The sequence below is a fragment of the Amycolatopsis sp. CB00013 genome (assembly GCF_001905755.1).
GTDB classification, from domain to species: domain Bacteria; phylum Actinomycetota; class Actinomycetes; order Mycobacteriales; family Pseudonocardiaceae; genus Amycolatopsis; species Amycolatopsis japonica.
Map to the genome: position 1 here is coordinate 2,127,475 of NZ_LIWC01000001.1, position 20,424 is coordinate 2,147,898.

Here is a 20,424-nt window from a genome sequence, read left to right on the forward strand (position 1 = left end):
CTCAATTCTTGCAGGTCGGCGGCTGGCACATGATCTTGCTCAGCGCCTGGTAGAAGACGTCCGAGATCTTCCTCGGATCGGGGGTGGTGAACGATTCCCCGCCGGTGGCGGTGGAAACCTGCCACAGTTCGGACGCGTCGATATCCGGCCCGATGCCGATCCCGATGACCGGCAACGGTTTCCGCGGATCCTGCAGCTTGCCCAGTTCCTCCAGCAACCGGGGCAGCCCGATCGTCTCGCTGTCCTCGTTGCGCCCGTCGGTGAGCACGACGACCAGGTTGATCCGGCCGGGTTTCCAGTTCTGCCGGGCGTTCTGATACGCGGCGAGGATCGAATCGTAGAGCCCGGTCGCGCCACCGGCTTTCGGCCGCACGGCTTGGAGTTGCGCGACACCACCCGAGGCCTTCTGCTCGGCGATCGTCTTCATCGGCAACAGGACACGATGGTCCTTGTCACCGTCCAATTTGGTCGAGAACAGCCACAAACCCAGTTCTGTCGTGGGTTTGAACAAGCCGAGCCCCTGCGTCGCGGCCTGCAGGGTGAGGTCCATCCGGCTCTTCCCCGTGCCCGGCACGGCGGCGGCCATCGAACCGGAGACGTCGAGCAGCACCTGGACACGGGCGCTCAGGTTCGTCCCCGCCCAGGCCTGCAGTACGGCGTACAGGTCCGCGACCGGCGGAGCTCCCGGCGGGAGCGGTGCCGGATCGGTCCGGCTGTCCCGCGCCCGCGGCACGGCGAACTGACCGTTGGGAGCCCGGAATCCCGCGTCGGCGAAGATACCGCCGGCGAGCGGATCGAGCAGCAGTCGCAGGAAGCGTTCCGCCGCGGTCCTCGACGCTTCGGACGCCTTGGGCAGCACGACATACGGGTAGTCGAACCCCTGCACCGGGACGCCTGGGTACGCCGCCACCAGGTTCCGCGCGAGGACGGATTGCTCGGTCGCGGGAAAGGCGGCCGGGAACCGGTCCGGCGCCGGGTTCAGTTTCCGCATGGTGGCGGTGAACGCCGCGGCCGGATCGGGCTCCTTCTCGGTCAGCTTCCGCAGCGCGAGCAGCGTGCCGACGCCGAGCGGATCGCGCGCCGGATCCGGGATCCCGATCGGCGCGCCGTCGAGGATCTCCTGCCACGAGGGGGTTTTCCCCGGCCAGCCGAACCGCCGCGCGGTTTCGTCGGGAAGTCCCAGTACCACTGGGGAATTCGCCACCGACTGACCGGATTCCGGGAGGTTCCACGCACCGGCGTCCCTGGCCTGCGACAACATCGTGCTGGACTCGGGGATCCAGACGTCGGGCCCGCCGGAGGCGGTGGTGCCGAGCAGGTCGGCGGTCTTGGCCGATTCGCTCGCTGTCACGTTGACACTGAAGCATTCTTCCTGCGGCACGGTCTTCGCGAGCCGCGTGAGCACCGGCGCCACATCGGGCGCGGCGGTGATCTCGACCGGCGTCAGCGCGTCACATCCGTTGCCCGCCAACCGGGCCCGCAGGTAGTCGACGCCCCACCAAGCGCCGAGCGCGATCACCAGCAACAGGCTCAAGACGACGACGGGCGCGTTGAAACGCCCGGCACGCCTCGGGCCGTCCTGCATGTGCGTGCCTCCGAGGTGCGGGGTGAGGACCTGGGATGTTGCCCAATCCGCCCGCGAACGTCAACCCTCGGGTAACTTAGCGCCTCCCGTTGCGGCAAACGGCCTAACCGAACCCGGAACTCGCGTGATCGGACAACGATCTCGCGTGATTAAAGACGGAACTCACGAGTTCCGCCTCCAATCACGCGAGTCACGGCCCGAAGCACGCGTGATCGGCCTAGCCGAAATACCGTCCGGCGCCGATGTGGGCTCCGACGGACTGCCACCAGCCCGCGTCGCCGGTCGAATCGATGCCGTCCGCGATCACCGTCACGCCCGCCATGCTCGCGGTGTCGATGAGGTTCCGCAGCGTGCGTTCCGCGAGTGGTTCCGTCCGCCGCTCCACCAGCCGGGGAGCGATCCGGACCGTCCGCACGGGCACGTCGACCAGGCAGACGACGTCGCCGCCCGCGCCGAAGCCCTGCAGTTCGGCGTCCACGCCGATCTCGGCGAGGAGGTGCAGATTGTCGACCGTCTCACCCACATCCGAGAGCACGGCCTCGGCGGGAAAGCCCAGCCGGAGCCGTGACGGCCCGAGGCCGGTCGCGGCCAGGATGGCCCGCACCGACCCGACGAGATCGGGATCGGCCGCCTGATGCGGGGTCAGCCCCACCACCATCGGGAGCCTGTCGTCCGATTCCTCGCAGGCGGTGCGGATGAGCCATTCGCCGAGCGGCACGATCAGGCCGGTCTCGTCGGCGAACCGGACGCAGGTGTCGTGCCCGATCCGGCCGTGGCGCGGATGGTTCCACGCGAGCCTCGCCTCGATACCCGCCGGCGTGCTGTCCGCGAGCCACGTCAGCGGCCGGAAGCCGACCTCGATCTCACCGGTCTCCCAGGCGCCCGCCATGGAGACGGCGAGGCCGAACTCGTGCCGCTCCCGGCTGTCGAGCACGGAGTCGGACAGCGCCCACTGCCGGTAGCCGTTGGCCTGCGCCCGGCGCAGCGTCATGTCCGAGACGCGCAGCAGTTCGTTCGGCGCGATGTCCCTCGGCGGCCGGTGCACGACGCCGACACAGGCCGAAACCGCGACGCCGCTGCCGCTCTCGAGGTAGACCGGTTCGGACAGCTCCTGGTTGATCATGCCGATGACGGTGGCGACGTCCGGGCTGGTCGCGGTGTTCTGGATGAGGATGCCGAATTCGTCGCCGCCGATCCTGGCGACGAGCGCGTCCTCGCCGCCGACGACGGCCCGCAGCTTCGCGGCGACGTTCTTCAACAGATCGTCGCTCTGCTTCTGGCCGAGCCCGCCCGCGATCAGCGAGAACCCGTCCAGGTCGAGGTGGTAGACCGTGACGCCGAAGGACGGGTCGGCGTGCCGCAACGCCTTCTCCAGGCGGGTGCCGAAGCATTGCCGGTTCGGCAGGCCGGTGAGCGGATCGTGCAACGCCTGACGGCTGAGCTGCCGCTGCAGCAGCGAGACGTCCGTGTCGCCGTCGACCAGGGTGATCAGCTGCTGGGCCTCACCCGCCGGATCGCGGATGACGGCGCCGGTGAACGCGGCCCACGGCGGTTCCTCGTCCTCGGTCACGAGTCTTCGCGACAGCTCCAGCCGCTGGCTCTCGCCTTCGAGCAGCTTCCGGTAGCCCTCACGCAGGCCGTCGGCGTCGTCCGGATGCACGAAGTCGTAGAGGTTGTGCCCGTTCAGATCCGCGACGGGCCGGTTCAGCATTTCGGCGAACGCCGGGTTCACCCGCTGGACGCGGCCGTCGACCCTGGTGACGGCCACGCCGGTCGCGGAGCCGGTGAACAGCTGCTCGAAACGCGCCTGGGTCAGCACCAGCTCACGCCGCGTCTCGCGTTCGAGCGTGACCAGCGTGCGGCTCAGATCCTCTTGCTGCGTCTGGATGCTCTCGCGCAACGCCTCGCCGTAGCCGGACGCGAGCGCGCCGAGCACCTGCAACACCCGTTCGGGGAGCGACTTCACGCCCCGCAACTCCGGTTCGTGCAAAAGCCCCTTGCCGAGTACGTCCATCGTGCGACGCAGGCTGTCCGGCCCGACGCACCTGAGCGCGACGAGCCGCGCGCCGGCCTCGGTGGCCTGCGCGGGCTCGGCGTCGCCGCTCAGCACCGCGTCGAAGACCTCGTCCAGCAGAGCGGCGAAATGCTCTTCGATCTGGGCGTGGGTATACGGAAGATACGCCGTACCGGTGACCAGGTAGGCCCACTTGCGGGCCAGCGTGGCGCGGGTCGGCGCGGCGTTCTTCCGCTTCGGTGCCGCGGAGGATGAAGTTGGCTTCGGGGCGTCCGGCGATACGGGGAACTCATCGCCGTCCGGAAGTGGGGCAGTCACGTCCGCCGGTCCTGGGGTCGCTTTCGTATTCCGTGGTGGAGGAACATCCTCCACGATTCTGAAGCCGTACTCACGGTTTGACGGTCACCCAATCGGGTGGTGACCCTACGGTACTGCAACACCGACCTTTTCCCTCAGCCAATCGCGGGTGGCGTCCCGATACTGGGACGCGTTGCGATGTAACGCCAGCGAATGTCCGGCACCGGACAGAACATACGTGGAAAGCTCGGCTTCGGGCCGGTAGTACGGCGCTTCCGCCGGACGCAGCGACTCGGCGCTCGAACAGTCGCGAAGCGAGAAAAGACCGCAGAACAGGATGTCCTCCGACCCGACGGCCTGGAGAACGGGAACCCGGATCGCTTTCGTCGCGGGCAACACGATGCCGAACACGGCGACGGTCCCCATTCCCGGGACCGAAACCTGATCCTTGGTCGCCTCATCCGCCTCGATGACCTGGGGGTCGGTATTTTCCGTCGCGTAGAACAGTCCGGCACGCGCTCCCGGTTTCGTCGTGAAATAGAGCGGATCGCTGCCCAGTGAACCGAGTCGGCCATCGGTGAACGCGGGCTGAAGACCGAAAAGCACCCCGAACGTCAGCGCGGGAACCGACGGCAGATGCGTCATTCCGGTGAGGATCACACCGTCGACGTCCTGATACGTCGAGGCCTCGGCCGCCACGATGCCCGAACCGACCGAATGCCCGACGATGACGACCTTCTCGAACGGCGTGCCGCCGACCCGTCCGGCGCGCAGGTGACCGATCACCTCGTGCATCGACCGCGCCAGCACCGGCAGCAGGAGCGGAAGGCTGACCGGTTTGCTGCTCCCGCCCGAACCGAGCTGGTCCGCGGCGAACGTCGCGTAGCCGTGTTTCGCCATGTCCCGCTGGTAGGAATAGCGATCCGGGTCGTAGGGCAGGTCCCAGTAGGCGCTGTTGTAGGTGCCGCCGTGCACCAGCAGCTGGACCGCTTCGGGTGCCGGCCCCTCGGGCAGGCAGAACCGGCCGTGCACCGTGGCGGGTTCGCCGAGCGGGCCGGTGACCGGCAGATCCAGATCGGAACAGCGGACGTCGACGGCCTCGGCCGGGGCCGCGACCAGGAAACCGCCGAGGAGCACGCAGCAGGTGGCCACCGCGGTGGCCAGTTTGAGCGGCATTCTCACAGAACCCTCTCCGGAATCGGGACGCTCGGAAGGAGCATGAACCCTACACCTGGTGATCGAGCGCTCACCGTCAGCCTCGGGTTCGCGGCCGCACGATCATCGGCAACCGGTTCGGCTGCATCGTCGCTTTGATCTTGGGGAACACCTTCACCCCCGGCACCGGTTCCAGCCGCCACCGGGCGCCGATCGTCGCCGCCACCAACGCGATCTCCGTGGGAGCGAACTGATGTCCGGGACACAGCCGGGCGCCTGCGCCGAACGGGATGAACGCGCCCTTCGGCACCTCGGCTGCGCGCTCGGGTTCCCAGCGATCCGGGTCGAACCGTTCGGGATCGGGGAACCAGCGCGGATCGCGATGCACCGTGTGCTGGCTGACCGCGACCTCGGTCCCGGCGGGGATGCTTACGCCGCCGAGTTCTACGTCCTCCCGCGCCCGCCGCATCAGGATCACCGGCGGGGTCCGGCGGACGACCTCGTTGATGATCCGCTGCGTGTAGACCAGCCGCGGCAAGTGGTCGAACCGCGCGGGCCCGCCCGCCAGCACCTCGTCGACCTCGGCATGGAAGCGGCGCTCGATATCCGGCCTCGCCCCGATCTCGTGGAAGAACCACGCGAGCGCGACGGCGGTGGTCTCGGCGCCGGTGGTGAGGATCGTGATGACCTCGTCCTCCACCTGCCGGTCGGTCATCCTCTCGCCGGTCTCGTCGTCCTCGGCCAGCAACAACATCGACAGCAGATCGCCCTGATCGCCGCCCTTCTCGCGCGCTTCGAGGACGGCGTCGCCGATGACCCGCCGCAACCGCGCGGCCGCCGCGTCGAACTCGCGGTTCGCCGGGATCGGCAGGCGTTCCACGAACTTCGGCGAGAACGCCCGGACCATGACGTACTTCAACATGATCGGGATCGACCGCTGGATCTCCGTGAGCGCGTCGGCGCCGAGTTCGGTGGAGAACAGCGTGCGCCCGGAGATGGTCAGCGCGAGTTCCTGCATACGCCGGTCGAATGCGACGACCTCGCCCGGTTTCCACGAGTCGGCAAGGTCTACAGCGAGCTTCGTCATCGTCGTCTCGGCGTAGAGCGCGATCCGGCTTCGCTGGAACGCGGGCAGCATCATCCGACGTTGCCGCTGGTTGAAGGCACCGTTGGAAGTCGCGAGCCCGTCGCCGAACAACGGCCGCATCTTGTCGAACACGATGCCTTTGTCGAACTTCCCCGCGTCGACGGCGAGCAGCCGCCACGCCAGCTCCGGGGTCGTGACCAGATAGACCGGCATCGGGCCGAAGTCGAGCCGCACGACGTCACCGTGCGAACTCAGTGAGGACAACAGTTTCAGCGGGTCACGGAGCATCGGCACGGTATGCCCCAGTACCGGCCACCGGCCCGGTGCGACGGCGACGTCCGGAGGTGCTGCCATCGTGCTCGTCTCCCGGTGCCTGGACGCTGAACCCGGTCACCTTAGGACCGCGAGACCGCGGAGGGGCTTCCGCCACCGCACATCCACACGATCGGACGATGGCAGCCCGGTCCCGCGCGGCCGCTAGACTCCTGTGCCCCAACGGATCCCAACCGAACGGCGGCGACGACGGTGACTTCGAACCTGAGCTGGGTGCCTCCCGAGGTCGACACGACCGTGCCGAATCCCGCCCGGGTCTACGACTACTGGCTCAACGGCGACCACAACTTCCAGGCCGACCGTGAACTGGGCGAACAGATCCTCAAGATCATGCCGGGTATCCGCGACGCGGCCCGGCTCAACCGCGCCTTCCTGCGGCGTGCCGCGCTGCACATGGTGGAGGCGGGGGTGCGGCAGTTCCTCGACATCGGCTCCGGCATCCCGACCGTCGGCAACCTCCACGAGATCGTCCAGGGGGTCGACCCGTCCTGCCGGGTGGTCTACGTCGACCGCGAATCGGTCGCCGTGGCACACGCCAAACTGCTGCTGCGCGGCAACGACCGGTGCGCGGCTATCCAGGCCGACCTCCGCGACGCCAACGACATCCTCGACGCGCCCGAGACCAGGGAACTGCTGGACCTCGACCAGCCGATCGGCCTGTTCATGTTGCTGCTGCTGCATTTCGTGCCGGATTCGTGGGAGCCGCACGCCATCCTGGCCCGCTATCGGGAGCGGATGGCCTCCGGCAGCTTCCTGGCGATTTCGCACGTCGCCGCCGACGCGAACTCGAGCGGCCTCGACGAGGCCATCGAGGCGTACAAGAGCACCCAGAACGACCCCATCCCCCGGACCCACGACCAGGTGCTTTCGTTCTTCGAAGGCTTCGACGTCATCGAGCCCGGCGTCGTCGGCTGCGCGATGTGGAACCCCCAGGGCGCCGGCGACATGTCCGAAGACCCGGAGATCAACTCGCTGCCGTACGCCGGGGTCGGCCGGAAACCCTGAGCCCAGGATGTCAGGAAAGGGTCGTTCAGGACGAAAGATGTCCTGAACGACCCTTTCCTGACGTTTCCCCCTCGCCTCCCCCGGATCAGGGCAGCACGTCGGTCACGGTGTCCTTGATGACCTGCCATTTGCCGTGCTGGCGTACCAGCGTCAGGCTGATCGTGTAGTGCCGGTTGATGTTCTGCGACGGCACCTTGTAGTACGCGTCGAGGATCGCGAAGCCCATCTTGCAGTCCTCGACGACGGTGTGGGTCACCGTCCACGGCATGCTGTACTCGTACGGCACCTTGAACTGCTCGTTGACCACCGGGTCGACGTTGGCGTCGTAGCCGATGAACAGCTGTCCCCGGCGACCGACGGTCACCATGTCCCGGTGGATGATCGCCCGGTAACGCGCCTCGTCGCGTTTGTTGAAGCTGTCCATGTCCTCCCAGACCGCGCGGTCGAACGCGCGTTGGCAGGCCTGTCGCTCCGACTCCGCCTGCTGCTCTCCCGCCGCCGCCGCGGCGGGCACGCCGATTCCCGCCGCGGCCACGACCAGCCCGGCCAACGCCGCGTAATACCGCTTGCGCATGGGGTTCTCCTCATCACGTCCGTACTCCGTCCAGCAGGAGATTCGCCGGGCGGCGCATCACAGCTGCATCACTTCCGCACCGGCCCCGGCGCGTGGCCGGTTAACCTCGCGGAAGGGGGTGCGATGGAGTTCCGGATCTTGGGGCCGGTGCAGTGCCGGAACGGGGCACGACCGGTGAAACTGGCGGGTCCGCGGCAGGAGCGGATCCTCGCCGCGCTGCTGCTCGGCGCCGATCGCGTCGTCTCGGTCTCGCGGCTGGTGGACGTCGTCTGGGACGAGGATCCGCCCGCCACCGCCACCCGCCAGATCCGCAACCTCACCACCGCGTTGAAGCGCACGCTCGTCGCCGAGGGCGCCGCCGACGACGTCTTGACCGCCGAAGGGCCGGGCTTCGTCCTTCGTCCGGGCTCCTTCGACCTGCGCTCGTTCGAGGCGCACGTCTCGCGTGGGGAGTTCCGCGAAGCTCTCGCGTGCTGGAGCGGACCGGCTCTGTCCGGTGTGGACAGTTCGGCTTTGCGAGGCGAAGCCGAAGAACTCGACGAGCGTCGTCTGTCCGTTGTGGAACGTTGCCTCGACGAAGAGATCTCCGCTGGGGAAGACTCCGTCGCGGAGCTGACGGCCTTGGTCGCCGAACACCCGCTCCGGGAGCCGTTCTCCGGCTTGCTCATGCGCGCGCTGCACCAGCAGGGCAGGCAGGCCGACGCGCTGAACGTCTACCGGCAGGCGCGGACGCGGCTGGTGGAGGAACTCGGGATCGACCCCGGCCCGAAGCTGCGCGAGCTCTACGAGCGGATCCTGCGCGACGAGCCGGAATACGGCAAGACCCGCTGCTTCCTTCCTTACGACGTCCCGGATTTCACCGGACGCGAGGCCGAGATCCGCCGTCTGCTCGACGCCGTCCGGCTCGGGCGCCCGGTCGTCGTCGACGGGATGGCCGGTGTCGGCAAGACGTCGCTCGCCGTCCACGCCGCGCATCGGCTCGCCGCCGATTTCCCCGACGGGCAGCTGTTCGTGGATCTGCACGGCCACTCCCCAGCCCGTGAACCGCTTCCGCCCGAGGCCGCGCTCGAAGCCCTGCTCGGGCAGCTGGACATCCCGGCTTCGCGGCTTCCCGGCGGTGTCGACCGGAGGGCCGAGCTGTGGCGGACCAGGACGGCAGGCCGGTCGCTGCTCGTGGTGCTCGACAACGCCGCGAGCGCGGAACAGCTGCGGCCGCTGGTGCCGGGTTCGGCGACGGTCGCCCTCCTGGTCACCGGGAGGCGCCGCCTCGCCGCGGTCGACGGCGCCGCGTCGATCAGTCTCGAAGTGCTGCCGGACGAGGAGGCGGGTGCCCTGTTCGCGGCGGCGTCCGGGCGACCGGACACGGGGGTGGCCGCGTTGTGCGGCAACCTGCCGCTGGCGATCCGCATCGCGGCCGCCCGGCTGCAGAATCGTCCACAGTGGACCGTTCAGGCCCTGGCCGAGCGGCTGGGCTCCGAACACGACCGGCTGGCCGAGCTGAAGGTCGCCGGACGCGACGTGGCCGCGGCCTTCGCACTGTCCTATCGGGAACTCGATGCCGCGCAACAGCGTATGTTCCGTTTGCTGGGGCGCAATCCCGGTGCCGACATCGGCGTGCCCGCGGCGGCCGCGCTGGCCGGCATCGGGGAACGCGAGGCCGAACGTCTGCTGGAGGACCTGCTCGACGCCCACCTGGTCAGGCAGCCTGCGCTGGGCCGCTACGCGTTCCACGACCTGATCGCCGAGCACGCCCGCAACGCCGCCCGCGACGAGGAATCCGGTCCTGCCGTGCGTCGGCTCCTCGATCATTACCGCGACGGAGGCGGCCTTGACTGGTATCGGACGGAACGGGCGAACCTCGTCGCGGTGACCCGGCACGCGCTCGATGCCGGTCTGGACGAGTACGCCTGGCGGATCGCCGCGGACACCGCGGACCACCTCCGGGAAAGCGGGCACCTCGACGAACTGCTCGACGTGGCACGGACGGGGATCACCGCCGCCCGCCGGATCGGTGACCCGCAAGCGATCCAGCTGAGCCTGGCGAGCCTCACCCTGGCGTTCTGGGAAAACGGGCGGCTCACCGAGGGAATGGATTGCGCCCTCGAACGGCTGGACGTCGTCCGCGCGTCCGGTGACCGCGGGGCCGAGGCGATCGCGCTGTCCAGGGCGGGCGCGCTGCACGGCATGCTCGGCCGTTACCCCGAGGCGATCCGGTTCTACCGTGACGGCCTGGCCGTCGTCGGCGAGACCGGCGCCGCCACACTGTGGACCAATCTCAGCAACGCCCAGGAGGTCCTCGGCAGGCTGGACGACGCGCTGGCCTCCGCCCGGCGAGCGGTGGACCTGCGCGAGGACGAGCGCGGCGTGGTCCTGAGTTCGGCCCAGCTCGGCCTCGTCCTGTCCCGGCTCGGCCGTTTCGGCGAGGCCTTCGAGGTCATCGAACGGTCGATCACCGCCTCGCGGGATCTCGGCTACCTGTTCGGCGAGGCGTGGAGCCGGATCGACCTCGCCGACGCCCTGCTGCTCGCCGATCGCCCCGGCGACGCGCGTGAGCAGGCCGAACACGCGTGCGTGATCCTCACGCGGCTCAACCACCCGTTGTTGCTGGCGATGGCGGCCAACAGCCTGGGCACCGCCTGCCTCGCGCTCGGTGAGACGGAGACGGGCCTCAAGCGGCATCGGCTCGCGCTCGAAACGGCGAAGCGGATCGGCTACCGGTTGCAGGAAGCCCGCGCGCTGGCCGGATTGGGACAGGTCGGAGCCGCGCGGGAGCACTACGCCGCGATGGGCCTGCCGACCGAACCCACCAGCAGGGAGACCACGGCGAGCGCCGCCGTACTCCACAGCAACAGCACGACACCCGCGCCCTCGACGACCAAGCCGCCGGCGAAAGCGCCGAGGGCTATCGAACCGGTGAACACGCCGACGTAGAGACCGGTGACATGCTCGACGCGATCCGGTGCGAGGGCGGTCATCCACAGTTGCCCGCCGACCGACAGTCCGCCGTAGGCCATCCCCCACAGGGCGATCGCGACCCCGGCGATGAGCGCGGAGGCACCGAAAAGCGCCAGAAGCCCAAGCGCGACGGCGATCCCGGCCGCCAGCAGCAGCACGGTCGCCCGCGGCCTGCGCCCGGCCGCGGCTCCGGCCACGAAGTTGCCGATCAGCCCGAAGACGCCGTAGACGAGCAACAGCGACGCGATCGCGCCCGCCGGCATCCGCGGCAGTTCTTCGAGGACCGGACGCACGTAGGTGTACGCGGCGAAATGCGCGGTCACCAGCAACACCACCACGGCGAGGCCGGTGACCACGGCGGGACGGAACAACGAGCGGCGCTGTCCGGTGCCGGTCTCTTCGACGACCGCGGGACGGCGAAGCTCGGGCAAGGCCAGCAGTAAGGCGGGAACGAGCAGCGACGCGCACACCGCGAGCGACCAGAAGGCCGCACGCCAGCCGAAAGCGTTGCCCACGAACGTGCCCAACGGCACTCCGAGCACCGAGGCGGCGGCGACGCCTCCGACGGTGAAGGAAACCGCCAGTGCGCTGTCGCGAGCCGCGACCAGCCTGATGGCCACGGCCGAAGCCATCCCCCAGACGGCGCCCATGCCGACCCCGAGCACGATCCGCGCGATCATGAGCAGCCCGAAATCGACGGTGATCGCGGTCAGCCCGTTTCCGATGGCCAGTACCGCCACGGCCGCGGCCAGCACCCGGCGCCGGTCGAGATCCCCGAGCAGCCGCGGCACCACGGGAGCGGTGACCGCCGAAACCAGACCGGTGACGGTCAGGCTGAGCCCGGTCGCCCCCGCGGAGATGCCGAGACCGTCCGCCATCGGGGTGAGCATCCCGACCGGCAGCATCTCGGCGGTCACCACCAGGAACGTGCTCAGGGTCAGCACGCCGACGGCGGCCCATCGCGACAGGACCGGATCCGGGTGAGAGACAGAGGAACTCATGCCGTCCAGCCCATCACCGCGCGGCACCCGCGAACAACGACGTCTTCCTCATCGATCGATGAGGAAAGCTCATCGATCCGGTGTTATCTTCCGAGGATGCACCAGGCGCATCTGCAGCAGATCGAATGCCTGCTCACGCTGGCGGAGGAGCTGCATTTCGGGCGTACGGCGGAACGGCTCGGCTACTCGCAATCGCGAGTGAGCCAGCTCATCGCCACGTTGGAGACGAAGGTCGGCGCGCGGCTGGTCGAGCGCACGAGCCGCAAGGTCGGGCTCACCCGCGCCGGCGCGCAGTTCGTCAAAGAGATCCGGCCCGCCCATCGCACGCTGCTCCGCACCTTCGAACGCGCGCGTGAACGGGCGATGCGCGGCGCCGTCGAAGAACTGCGGGTCGGATTCACCGGCATGGTCTACGAGGAGGTCACTTCGATCTTCCGCGCGCTACGCGAGCGGCACGGCGTGGCCGTGCACACCCACGACGTCCCGCTCGGCTCACCGTTCACCGCCGTACTCGACGGCGAGATCGACGCCGTCATCGCCGAACTCCCGGTCCACGAAAGCGAGCTCACGGTCGGTTTCCGGTTCCCGCCGCAAGACCAGTACGTGATGGTCGGAGCCGATCACCCCATCGCGGAGCGCGAGTCGATCGATGCGGAAGATCTCGCGAAACTCGATCTGCTCCACCGTGCCGGTGACGGCCCCGGCTACTGGAAGGCCGCGCGCACCCCGCCCGCCACTCCGTCGGGAACGCCGATTCCCTCGACCGCGGGGATCACGACCGTCCAGCAAGGAATGGCGCTGGCGGCGTCCGGGACGCACGCGATGCTGGTGTGCCGTCCGTTGACGGAACAGCACACTCGCACCGATCTACGTTATGTCCCGGTCCGCGGCCTGGAAGAATCCAGCCAGCTCGGTCTCGTCTGGCGGACCGGCCACGTCAGCCCATCGCTGACCGCGCTGGCCGAACTCCTCGAACAGGCCGAGCCCGTCAGCCGAGAAACCCGGTAAGCAGCTCTCGCAACGTGTCCGGCTGCTGGAGGACGCCGTGGTCCTGCCCTGCGACGGTGGCATACCGAGCGCCGGGGACCGTGTCGGCGACCGCGCGGGTGCCCGCCCGCATCCAGGCGTCGCTCTCCCCGCCGTCGATGACCAGCGTGGGCACCGAGATCTTGGCCAGCCGGTCCGCGGGCAGCACGTTTCCGGGACCGCAGAGCGCGAGGTCGTAGGGCAGCGTGTGGGCGAGGCCGGTGAACCACGCCCAGAACGGGTCGTTCCGCATCCCCTTGACGACCTCTTCCGGCGTCGCGGTCCCCTCGACGAGGAACAGTTCCGCCGCGCCGTCGCGGTCGCCGTCGGCGATCAAGGCGCGGACGCGGTCGAAGAGGTCGGCCGCGGGCCTCTCCCGGCTGTCGTCGACGACGTACGGCGGCTCGTACACGGCGAGCTTGGTCATGGCGACGCCTCTGGCGGCCGCCTCCAGCCCCAGAACCGCACCCGAGGAGTGCCCGAACACCGCCGCCGAACCACCCACGTGCTCGATCAGCGCGGCGAGATCCTCGACCTCGCGCTCCACCGAATAGACCGCGCCGGCACCGCTGTCACCCCGGCCGCGCCGGTCATAGGCGATCACGGTGTGCTCCGGCGACAGGGTCGCGGCCAGCCCGGCGACGGTCGTCCGGTCGTTGAACGCGCCGCCGACCAGGATCACCGGCGTGCCTTCCCCGGTGCGATCGAAGGCGATCGGGGTGCCGTCGGCCGAAGTCACGGTCTCGAACGAGGTGGTCATCAGGTCCTCCGCAGGGTCGCTTCACTCTAGCTTCGGCACTGGGTCGGAGCGGATGACCACCGCTCGACATCACTTCCGGAGATTTCCGAAGAATTCGCGGAGTTCGGCCACCACGTCGCCCGGCACGGCCATCGCGACCATATGGCTCGGGCTCTCGTGATCCGCCCAGCGCACGACGTCGTTCTTGCGCGAGGCGATCACGCGCAACGCGGACGGCCCGCCGTGGGAGACGCCGGTCGGCACCACCGTCTGGTCCATCGGCATCGCGGCCTGCCCCTCGTAGTACGGCCACAGCGAGGTGCCGCCGGTCCCGGTCAGCCAGTACAGCGTCGCGTTGGTGAGGAGCAGGTCGCGGTCGATCGGCTCGGCGGGCGCCGTGCCGTCGGGCCAGCCGTCGAACTCCTTGAACCGTTCCACCAGATACGCCAGCTGCGCGACCGGCGAATCGAGGAAGCCGAAACTCAGCGTCTGCGGCCTGTTCGTCAGGTACGGCGCGTATCCGCTGCCGCCCGCGAAACGCTCCATCAGGCCTGCCAACTCGGCCTGATCCTGTTCGGTGAGCCCGTCGAAGTCGGCCGGGTCGCCCATCGGCACACCGAGCCCGGACGTGATGTGCGAGCCGATGACGTGCTCGGGCGCGTGCGCCGCGAGACAGGGCGTCACCAGCGCGCCGGCGTCGTTCCCGTGCGCGCCATAACGTTCGTAACCGAGGCGGCTCATCAGCTCGGCCCAGGTCCGCGCCACCCGCGCGATGTCCCACGGACGTTCGTCGGCGGGCTCCGGGAACGGCGAGAAACCGAAGCCCGGCAAGGACGGCGCGACGACGTGGAAGGCGCGCGACGGGTCGAGACCGTGGGCTCGCGGGTCGGTGAGCGGGCCGAGGACGTTCAGGAACTCGGCGATCGAATTGGGCCAGCTGTGCGTCATGATCAGCGGGATCGCGTCCGGTTCCGGCGACCGGACGTGCAGGAAGTGCACGCGCTGGCCGTCGATCTCGGTGGTGTACTGCGGGAATTCGTTGAGCTGCTTCTCCCACGCGCGCCAGTCGTAGCCGTCTCGCCAGTATTCCGCCAGGCCCTTGAGGTACGCGACCGGGACGCCCCGGCTCCACTCGGCACCGGGCAGCGCCGACGGCCAGCGGGTGCGGGCAAGCCGGTCGGCCAGGTCGTCCAGATCGGACTGCGGGATGTCGATGCGGAACTGCTCGATGTCGGTCATGAGGTGACCGTAGGGCCCATTCAGGCCAGATCCTGACCTAAATTCCCCCCGCATTTAGTCGACTAAACGCGTCCGCGTCCGCGTCCGTCCGTGAAGGCCTCCTTCCCTACCCTGAAACTAGCGAAGGGGCCCTTCACGACGAGGCCGCCGCCGTCCCTGGCGTGCTCCTCGTCAAAGGCGAAGGGAGCTTTCCCTGCATCCGATGCGACGAAAGTCCCCTTCGCAACACTGTCTTTGGCCCACCGTGGCGATCGCCGCATTCGTCCGTGAAGGCCTCCTTGAGGGACCCAGAGTCCCTCAAGGAGGCCTTCACGGACCGGCCGACTCCTCGCGTTTAGTCGACTAAATGCGGACGGTCTGCGTGGCGCCGAAGGTGTCCTTCACCGGCACCTCGAAGGTCTTCCGCCGCACGGTCACGCGCACGACTTCCTGCCGCTGCGTCGGATCCGAAACCGCCAGCCGCCAACCGTTCCCGGTCCGGCCCAGCGCCACCGACGCCGGACCGGACACCGACACCTCGTCGACCGAGCCGGCGGCGAAGAAGTTCGCCAGCAGGGTCGCGTCCCACAGCCGCACGGCCTGCACGGTCGCGGTGTTGGACCGCACGCGCCACGACCAGGCCGAAGCGATCGTCTGCAGCACCGACGCGGTCGGCAGGACAGCGTACGCGTAGGTCGCGTTCGAGGGCTTCGCGCCGTGTTCGATGACCAGCTTCTGGTAGCGCCGCGTGTACGGCACCGTGGTGCCCTTGGTGTTGGCGCCCTTGTCGATGTCGCGCCAGGTCCCCGTCCGGTCCTCGCGCAGCGCGGTGACCTCGGCGTCGTCGAGCAGGACGTAACCGCCGACCCGTTCGAGATGCAGCCATCGCTTGCGCCGCAACGACTCCGAGCCCCCGACGAGATGCCCATCGGCCAGCAGGACCCCGGTGCCGTTCTCACCGAGGTTGCGGTTCTCGATCGTGGTCCGGATCAGCTCGCCGGAGGAGTCGGTGATCCCGGCACCGAGGCACACCACGCCCGATGGCGTGAAGAACCATGACTTCTTCGCGGTCAGCGTGCCGTCCTGCGAGACGAAGTCGAGGGCGTGCGCGCCGTGCCGCGCGTCCCAGCGGACACCGCCGCAGTGGTCCTTGCCGGTCAGCGGTACCGACTCCAGTTTCGGGGTCGGGCCGCTCTTGGTGGTCGTCCCCGGCAGCAGCTGCGGATCGACCGTCGGCCAGTAGGCGTCGGTGAAGTGCCCCTTCGCCTTGGGCAGGAACAGATACAGCGAGCCGTCACCGACGTACCAGCCGTGCAGGTTCATCGAGTTGATCGACTCGTACCGCGAGATCCGCGTCGAGGCGACGCCGAGCGAGGCCGACCAGCCTTCGGTGATGTGCACCATCCGGTCCTGCTGGCCGAACACGCGATGCGTCGCGGCCGTCGGTGTCGCCCGCACCTTGGTCGCCAGCAGCTCCTGTGCGAACTCGATGCCGGGGATGCCGACGAGGTCCGGCCCCGGCGCGAACCGCTCGGGGTCGGGGATCTTGAGATACGGCGCGAAGGTGTCCTCGGTGATCCACTTCGCGGCGAGACCCCCGAGCTCCTCCTTGCGCTTCCCGCTCGCCGACCGGGCCAGCAGGACCACCGCGCCGGTGAGCTGGTGCCCGATGTCGTGCGCGGATTCCCCTTGCCGGGAAAGGAACCGGCCGCGGACCGACTCCATCAGCGCGCCCGCGTACACGAACGGCGCGAACGTGTCGGAGACCAGCGCGTACGCCGCGTCGCGGACGTCGGCGGGCAGTTCGAACTCCGTGCCCTTGGTGACGTGGATGGCGGACGCGATCGCGGTGAGCAGGATGATCCCGTAGTGCCCGGGATACGGCACCGAATCGTGCTGCAGGAACGAGCCGTCGGTGTGGAAACCGTCGCCCGCCGCGCGGTGGAGTTTGGCGATGACACTCGCCGCTCCCCCGCCTTCGACATCGGTGAACGCCGCGACGCCGCGCTTGATCCGCTCGGCGTCGCCCAGCATCGCGCCGGAGACGATGGAGATCGTCGACTTGTCCGCGCGGTTGGCGCCGGTCTCGACGACGCTCGGGTTGTTCGTGCGGAGGTTCGGGTTGCCGGAGAATTTCAGCACCGGCTTCAGATACTTGGCGAGCTCGTCCTGGGTGAGCTCGTCGGCGACCGTCGCGAGGATGTGCAGCAGGTAGAGCGGGATGCCGATCTCGTAGGTGTACCAGTTGCCGATCTCGGCGGTCTTCTCGCTGTACTGATCGCTGCTGTACAACAGTTCCAGCGCGCCCTTGATCCGGGCGAGCACTGCGGGATCACCCGCGAGCGCTCCGCCGGGAGTGCCCCAATTGACCGCGATCGCCCGGAGCCGTGCGTACATCGACGTCGTGAAGTCGCTGCCGGGGCCGAGCGGGAGGTCCTTCCACAGTGGACCGTCGCCGACCGTCATGCTGTCGTGGTAGGCCTTCGCGACCCTGTCGAGGTTCGCCAGCGCGGCCGTGCGCTCCGCCGACGGCCGGTTGATCCCGGTCTGCAGTTCGCGATAGCCGGTCACGATGGACGACGAGCCCGGAGCGACGGGCTGCGCGGACGAAGTGCCCGCGAGTGCCGAGGTGAGCGCCACCGAAGCGGCCGCTGCCGCGCCTCCCCGCAAGGCCGTTCTCCTGTCGAAGTTACCGAATCCGGGCATGACAGTGCCTCCCAAAGGGTCGAAAGACGGCGATCAAGGGCGGCGGCGGGTGCTGAGGCTCGTGAGTGGCAAGGACGGTTGGGACCGTCCTTGCCACTCATGAGGTTTACTGGCGCTTCCCGTCGGTCCTGCGGGGCAGGTCCCACGGGTTGTTCTCCTGCAACGGTTCCGGCAGCAGCGCGTCGGGGAAGCCCTGCCAGGCGATCGGTCGCAGGAACCGCTCGATCGCGGCGGTGCCGACCGAGGTACTGGTCGGCGCGGTGGTCGCCGGGTAGGGACCACCGTGTTCCTGTGCCCACGTGACGGTGACGCCGGTCGGCCAGTCGTTCCACAGCAGACGGCCGGCGACCCTGGTCAGCGACGGGAGGACCGGACGGATCCAGTCCACATCGGACTCTTCACCCTGGATGGTCGCGGTGAGCCCCGGTTCCATCACCCCGAGCAGGCTGATCAGCTCGGCCTGGTCGGTGTAGGTGACGATCAGCGAAGCCGGGCCGAAGCACTCCTCGCGAACGGTGTCGGCGTCGGCGAGGAACGCCTTGGCGGTGGTGGCGAGCAACGTCGCGCCGTGTGAGATCCCTTCCGCGCCACCGGATTCCGACAGCACCTCGACACCGTCGACGTCGCTGAGCTTCGCCAGTCCGTCGGCGAAGCCCGCCGCGATGCGCTCGTTGAGCATCGGCTGCGCCGGGATCGCCGCGACGGCCTCGCGCAGCGTGCCTTCGAGACCGTGGCCCTCGGGCAGGAACAGCAGCCCCGGCTTGGTGCAGAACTGTCCGGCACCGAGGGTGAACGAACCCGCGTAGCCCTTGGCGATCGCCTCACCGCGCGCGTCGATCGCGCCCTGGGTGACGACGACCGGGTTGACGCTGCCGAGTTCGCCGTAGAACGGGATCGGCGACGGCCGCGAGGTCGCGATGTCGAACAGCGCGCGCCCGCCCGGCACGGAACCGGTGAACGACGCCGCCTGGATCCGCGGGTCCTTCAGCGCCGTGACGCCGTTCTGCTGGCCGTAGATGACCGCGAAGATCCCTTCCGGCGCACCGGCCCCGACCAGCGCGTCGCGCAGGACCTCGCCGGTGCGGGCGGACAGCTCCGGGTGCCCGGAGTGCGCCTTGAGCACGACCGGGCAGCCCGCGGCCAGCGCCGACGCGGTGTCGCCGCCCGCGACGCTGAACGCGAACGGGAAGTTGCTGGCGGCGAACACCAGCACCGGCCCGATCGGGGTGAGCAGACGGCGGATGTCCGGCCGCGGCCCCATCGGCCACGCGGCGTCCGCGTGGTCGACGGTGGCACCGAGGAACTCGCCGTCCGCCAGCACCTCGCCGAACAGGCGCAGCTGGAACGTCGTGCGCTTCAGCTCGCCCTGCAACCGCGGGGAGGCCGGGAGGTGCGTCTCCTGGTTGGCCAGCGCGATCAGCTCGTCGGCCGCCGCGTCGAGGGCGTCCGCGGCCGCGTTCAGCCATCCGGCGCGCTGGGCTGGGGTCGCGGCCGCCGCCGTGCCTGCCGCATCGGCGGCGGCCGCGAGGATCTGTTCGAGCGTGGCGGGATCCGTTGCCTGGCTCATGATTCTTGCTTCTCCTAGAGTTCTTGCGCGGCGCTGACGGCGGCGATGAGATCCGCCCAGCGCCCCGGGCCGGCGAGGCCGAGGTGGTACAGGTGCAGCTCGGTGGCGCCTGCCTTGCCGAGTTCGGTGGTGTAGGCCTCGATGTCGGGCACCGGGCTCGCCGCCACCGCGGTGATGTAGCTGCCGACGGCGACCTTCTCCGGCAGTTTTGCCCGTGCCGCCGCGACGGCGTTCACGCTGGGGTGACCGGGTGCCCAGTTCTGCAGCACCACCGCGTCGACGTCGTCCGGGGCCGACGGCGTCAGCCCCGGCAGCGCGCCGGTGACCCACGGGTCCATCGCGCCGTGCAGCACGATCCGGGGCCCGGACGGGATCTTCTCGAGCACCGCGCGCCGGAGGGCGTCGGTCGCGTTCTGGCGCGTGTCGAGCAGGACCTGCCGCAGCGTGGGCAGGATCTTGTCCTCGGTGGCACGCAGGTCACCGCTGTCGATCAGCCGCCGGACCTCGGCCCGCAGCTTGCCCAGCGCTTTCGCCGGATCCTGGCCGGCCGCGGCCCAGGCGTCGAGACAGTCGTCGCAGCAGCAGATCGACAGCAGCCGCGCCACCGCCGGCGACCAGACACCGTCGGTCTTCTCGTGCTGGTGCTGGTGCACCGCGCCGAGCGGACCGCAGGCCTCGAGGACGACCGTGGCGAAGTCGAGCCCGGCGAGGCTCTCCGCCGCCACGTTGGCCGCGTACTCGCGGACCGCGGGTACGCCGGGACACAGTGCCCACGGATACCGCTCGCCGAAACAGTTGCGCACGGTGAAATCCGGGAATTCCGTGCCCAGCTGGGAGTTGTGCGTCAGCACGACCCACGCCGCGGCCGGGATGCCCGCCTCGTTCAGCGCCCGGACGGCGTCGCCCGCGCTGTCGCGGCTTTCCACCCAGTCCGGCTCGGCGGGCTTCAGCTCACCCCACGCCTCGTCGCGCACCGGCCGGTACAGCGCCGCGTGCCGCGCGACGACCGAGGTGCGCTCGGGCGACCAGGGCGTCGCCGCACGGGCACTGTGGTACGACACGGCGACGGCGACCTCGTCGACGCCGAGTTCCCGTACACGCTCGACGAAGCCGGGATCGTCGACGACGTCCCAGGGGTAGGCGTATCCGGTGACCTTCACCT

The 20,424-nt window shown here is 69.4% G+C and carries 13 protein-coding genes and 1 pseudogene; 3 read left to right on the plus strand and 11 right to left on the minus strand.

Annotation, left to right across the window (positions count from 1 at the left end):
* Position 1 precedes the first annotated feature (1 nt).
* The 4 genes from AMK34_RS09470 to AMK34_RS09485 all read right to left on the minus strand — a co-directional run bounded on the left by AMK34_RS09470 (position 2) and on the right by AMK34_RS09485 (position 6,492).
* The gene (locus tag AMK34_RS09470; RefSeq protein ID WP_073844378.1) at positions 2–1,585 is read right to left on the minus strand and encodes a substrate-binding and VWA domain-containing protein; all 1,584 of its coding nucleotides are present in this window, start codon (positions 1,583–1,585) and stop codon (positions 2–4) included.
* Positions 1,586–1,802: 217 nt separating this feature from the next.
* A complete protein-coding gene (locus AMK34_RS09475) occupies positions 1,803–3,917 on the minus strand; it encodes a putative bifunctional diguanylate cyclase/phosphodiesterase (protein WP_073844379.1) in 2,115 nt (704 codons plus the stop codon).
* A gap of 105 nt (positions 3,918–4,022) precedes the next feature.
* A complete protein-coding gene (locus AMK34_RS09480; protein WP_143202363.1) occupies positions 4,023–5,072 on the minus strand; it encodes an alpha/beta hydrolase in 1,050 nt (349 codons plus the stop codon).
* Between the two features lie 76 nt (positions 5,073–5,148).
* Positions 5,149–6,492 carry a cytochrome P450 gene (locus tag AMK34_RS09485; protein WP_073844381.1) on the minus strand — a complete coding sequence of 448 codons (1,344 nt, stop codon included), beginning with the start codon at positions 6,490–6,492 and terminating at the stop codon, positions 5,149–5,151.
* A 171-nt stretch (positions 6,493–6,663) separates the two neighbouring features.
* On the opposite strand from AMK34_RS09485, the gene AMK34_RS09490 reads away from it, so the two are divergent.
* The gene (locus tag AMK34_RS09490) at positions 6,664–7,476 is read left to right on the plus strand and encodes an SAM-dependent methyltransferase (protein ID WP_073844382.1); all 813 of its coding nucleotides are present in this window, start codon (positions 6,664–6,666) and stop codon (positions 7,474–7,476) included.
* A gap of 85 nt (positions 7,477–7,561) precedes the next feature.
* Here AMK34_RS09490 and AMK34_RS09495 read toward each other — a convergent pair whose 3' ends face one another.
* Complete coding sequence (locus AMK34_RS09495) at positions 7,562–8,050, minus strand: hypothetical protein (RefSeq protein WP_038511650.1); 489 nt, start codon at positions 8,048–8,050, stop codon at positions 7,562–7,564.
* Positions 8,051–8,173: 123 nt separating this feature from the next.
* Between AMK34_RS09495 and AMK34_RS09500 the strand changes: the two genes are divergently transcribed.
* Positions 8,174–10,981 carry an AfsR/SARP family transcriptional regulator gene (locus tag AMK34_RS09500; RefSeq protein WP_198941649.1) on the plus strand — a complete coding sequence of 936 codons (2,808 nt, stop codon included), beginning with the start codon at positions 8,174–8,176 and terminating at the stop codon, positions 10,979–10,981.
* Positions 10,982–11,001: 20 nt separating this feature from the next.
* On the opposite strand, the pseudogene AMK34_RS43415 reads toward AMK34_RS09500, so the two are convergent.
* A pseudogene (locus tag AMK34_RS43415) lies at positions 11,002–12,006 on the minus strand (MFS transporter); the annotation flags it as partial.
* Positions 12,007–12,102: 96 nt separating this feature from the next.
* On the opposite strand from AMK34_RS43415, the gene AMK34_RS09510 reads away from it, so the two are divergent.
* Complete coding sequence (locus AMK34_RS09510) at positions 12,103–13,014, plus strand: LysR family transcriptional regulator (protein ID WP_073844384.1); 912 nt, start codon at positions 12,103–12,105, stop codon at positions 13,012–13,014.
* Here the strand turns inward: AMK34_RS09510 and AMK34_RS09515 are convergent.
* The 5 genes from AMK34_RS09515 to AMK34_RS09535 all read right to left on the minus strand — a co-directional run bounded on the left by AMK34_RS09515 (position 12,995) and on the right by AMK34_RS09535 (position 20,422).
* A complete protein-coding gene (locus AMK34_RS09515; RefSeq protein ID WP_073844386.1) occupies positions 12,995–13,792 on the minus strand; it encodes an alpha/beta fold hydrolase in 798 nt (265 codons plus the stop codon). The genes AMK34_RS09510 and AMK34_RS09515 overlap by 20 nt on opposite strands.
* A gap of 69 nt (positions 13,793–13,861) precedes the next feature.
* Complete coding sequence (locus AMK34_RS09520) at positions 13,862–15,010, minus strand: epoxide hydrolase family protein (RefSeq protein WP_073844388.1); 1,149 nt, start codon at positions 15,008–15,010, stop codon at positions 13,862–13,864.
* Positions 15,011–15,352: 342 nt separating this feature from the next.
* On the minus strand, positions 15,353–17,695 hold the full coding sequence (locus AMK34_RS09525; protein ID WP_073844390.1) for a polysaccharide lyase 8 family protein: 2,343 nt from the start codon (positions 17,693–17,695) through the stop codon (positions 15,353–15,355).
* A 106-nt stretch (positions 17,696–17,801) separates the two neighbouring features.
* Positions 17,802–19,262, minus strand: coding sequence for an aldehyde dehydrogenase (NADP(+)) (locus tag AMK34_RS09530; RefSeq protein ID WP_073844392.1), 1,461 nt, complete (start codon positions 19,260–19,262; stop codon positions 17,802–17,804).
* A 14-nt stretch (positions 19,263–19,276) separates the two neighbouring features.
* Positions 19,277–20,422 (minus strand): hypothetical protein, encoded by a 1,146-nt coding sequence (locus AMK34_RS09535; protein WP_073844394.1) that lies wholly within the window; start codon positions 20,420–20,422, stop codon positions 19,277–19,279.
* Between the last annotated feature and the right edge of the window lie 2 nt (positions 20,423–20,424).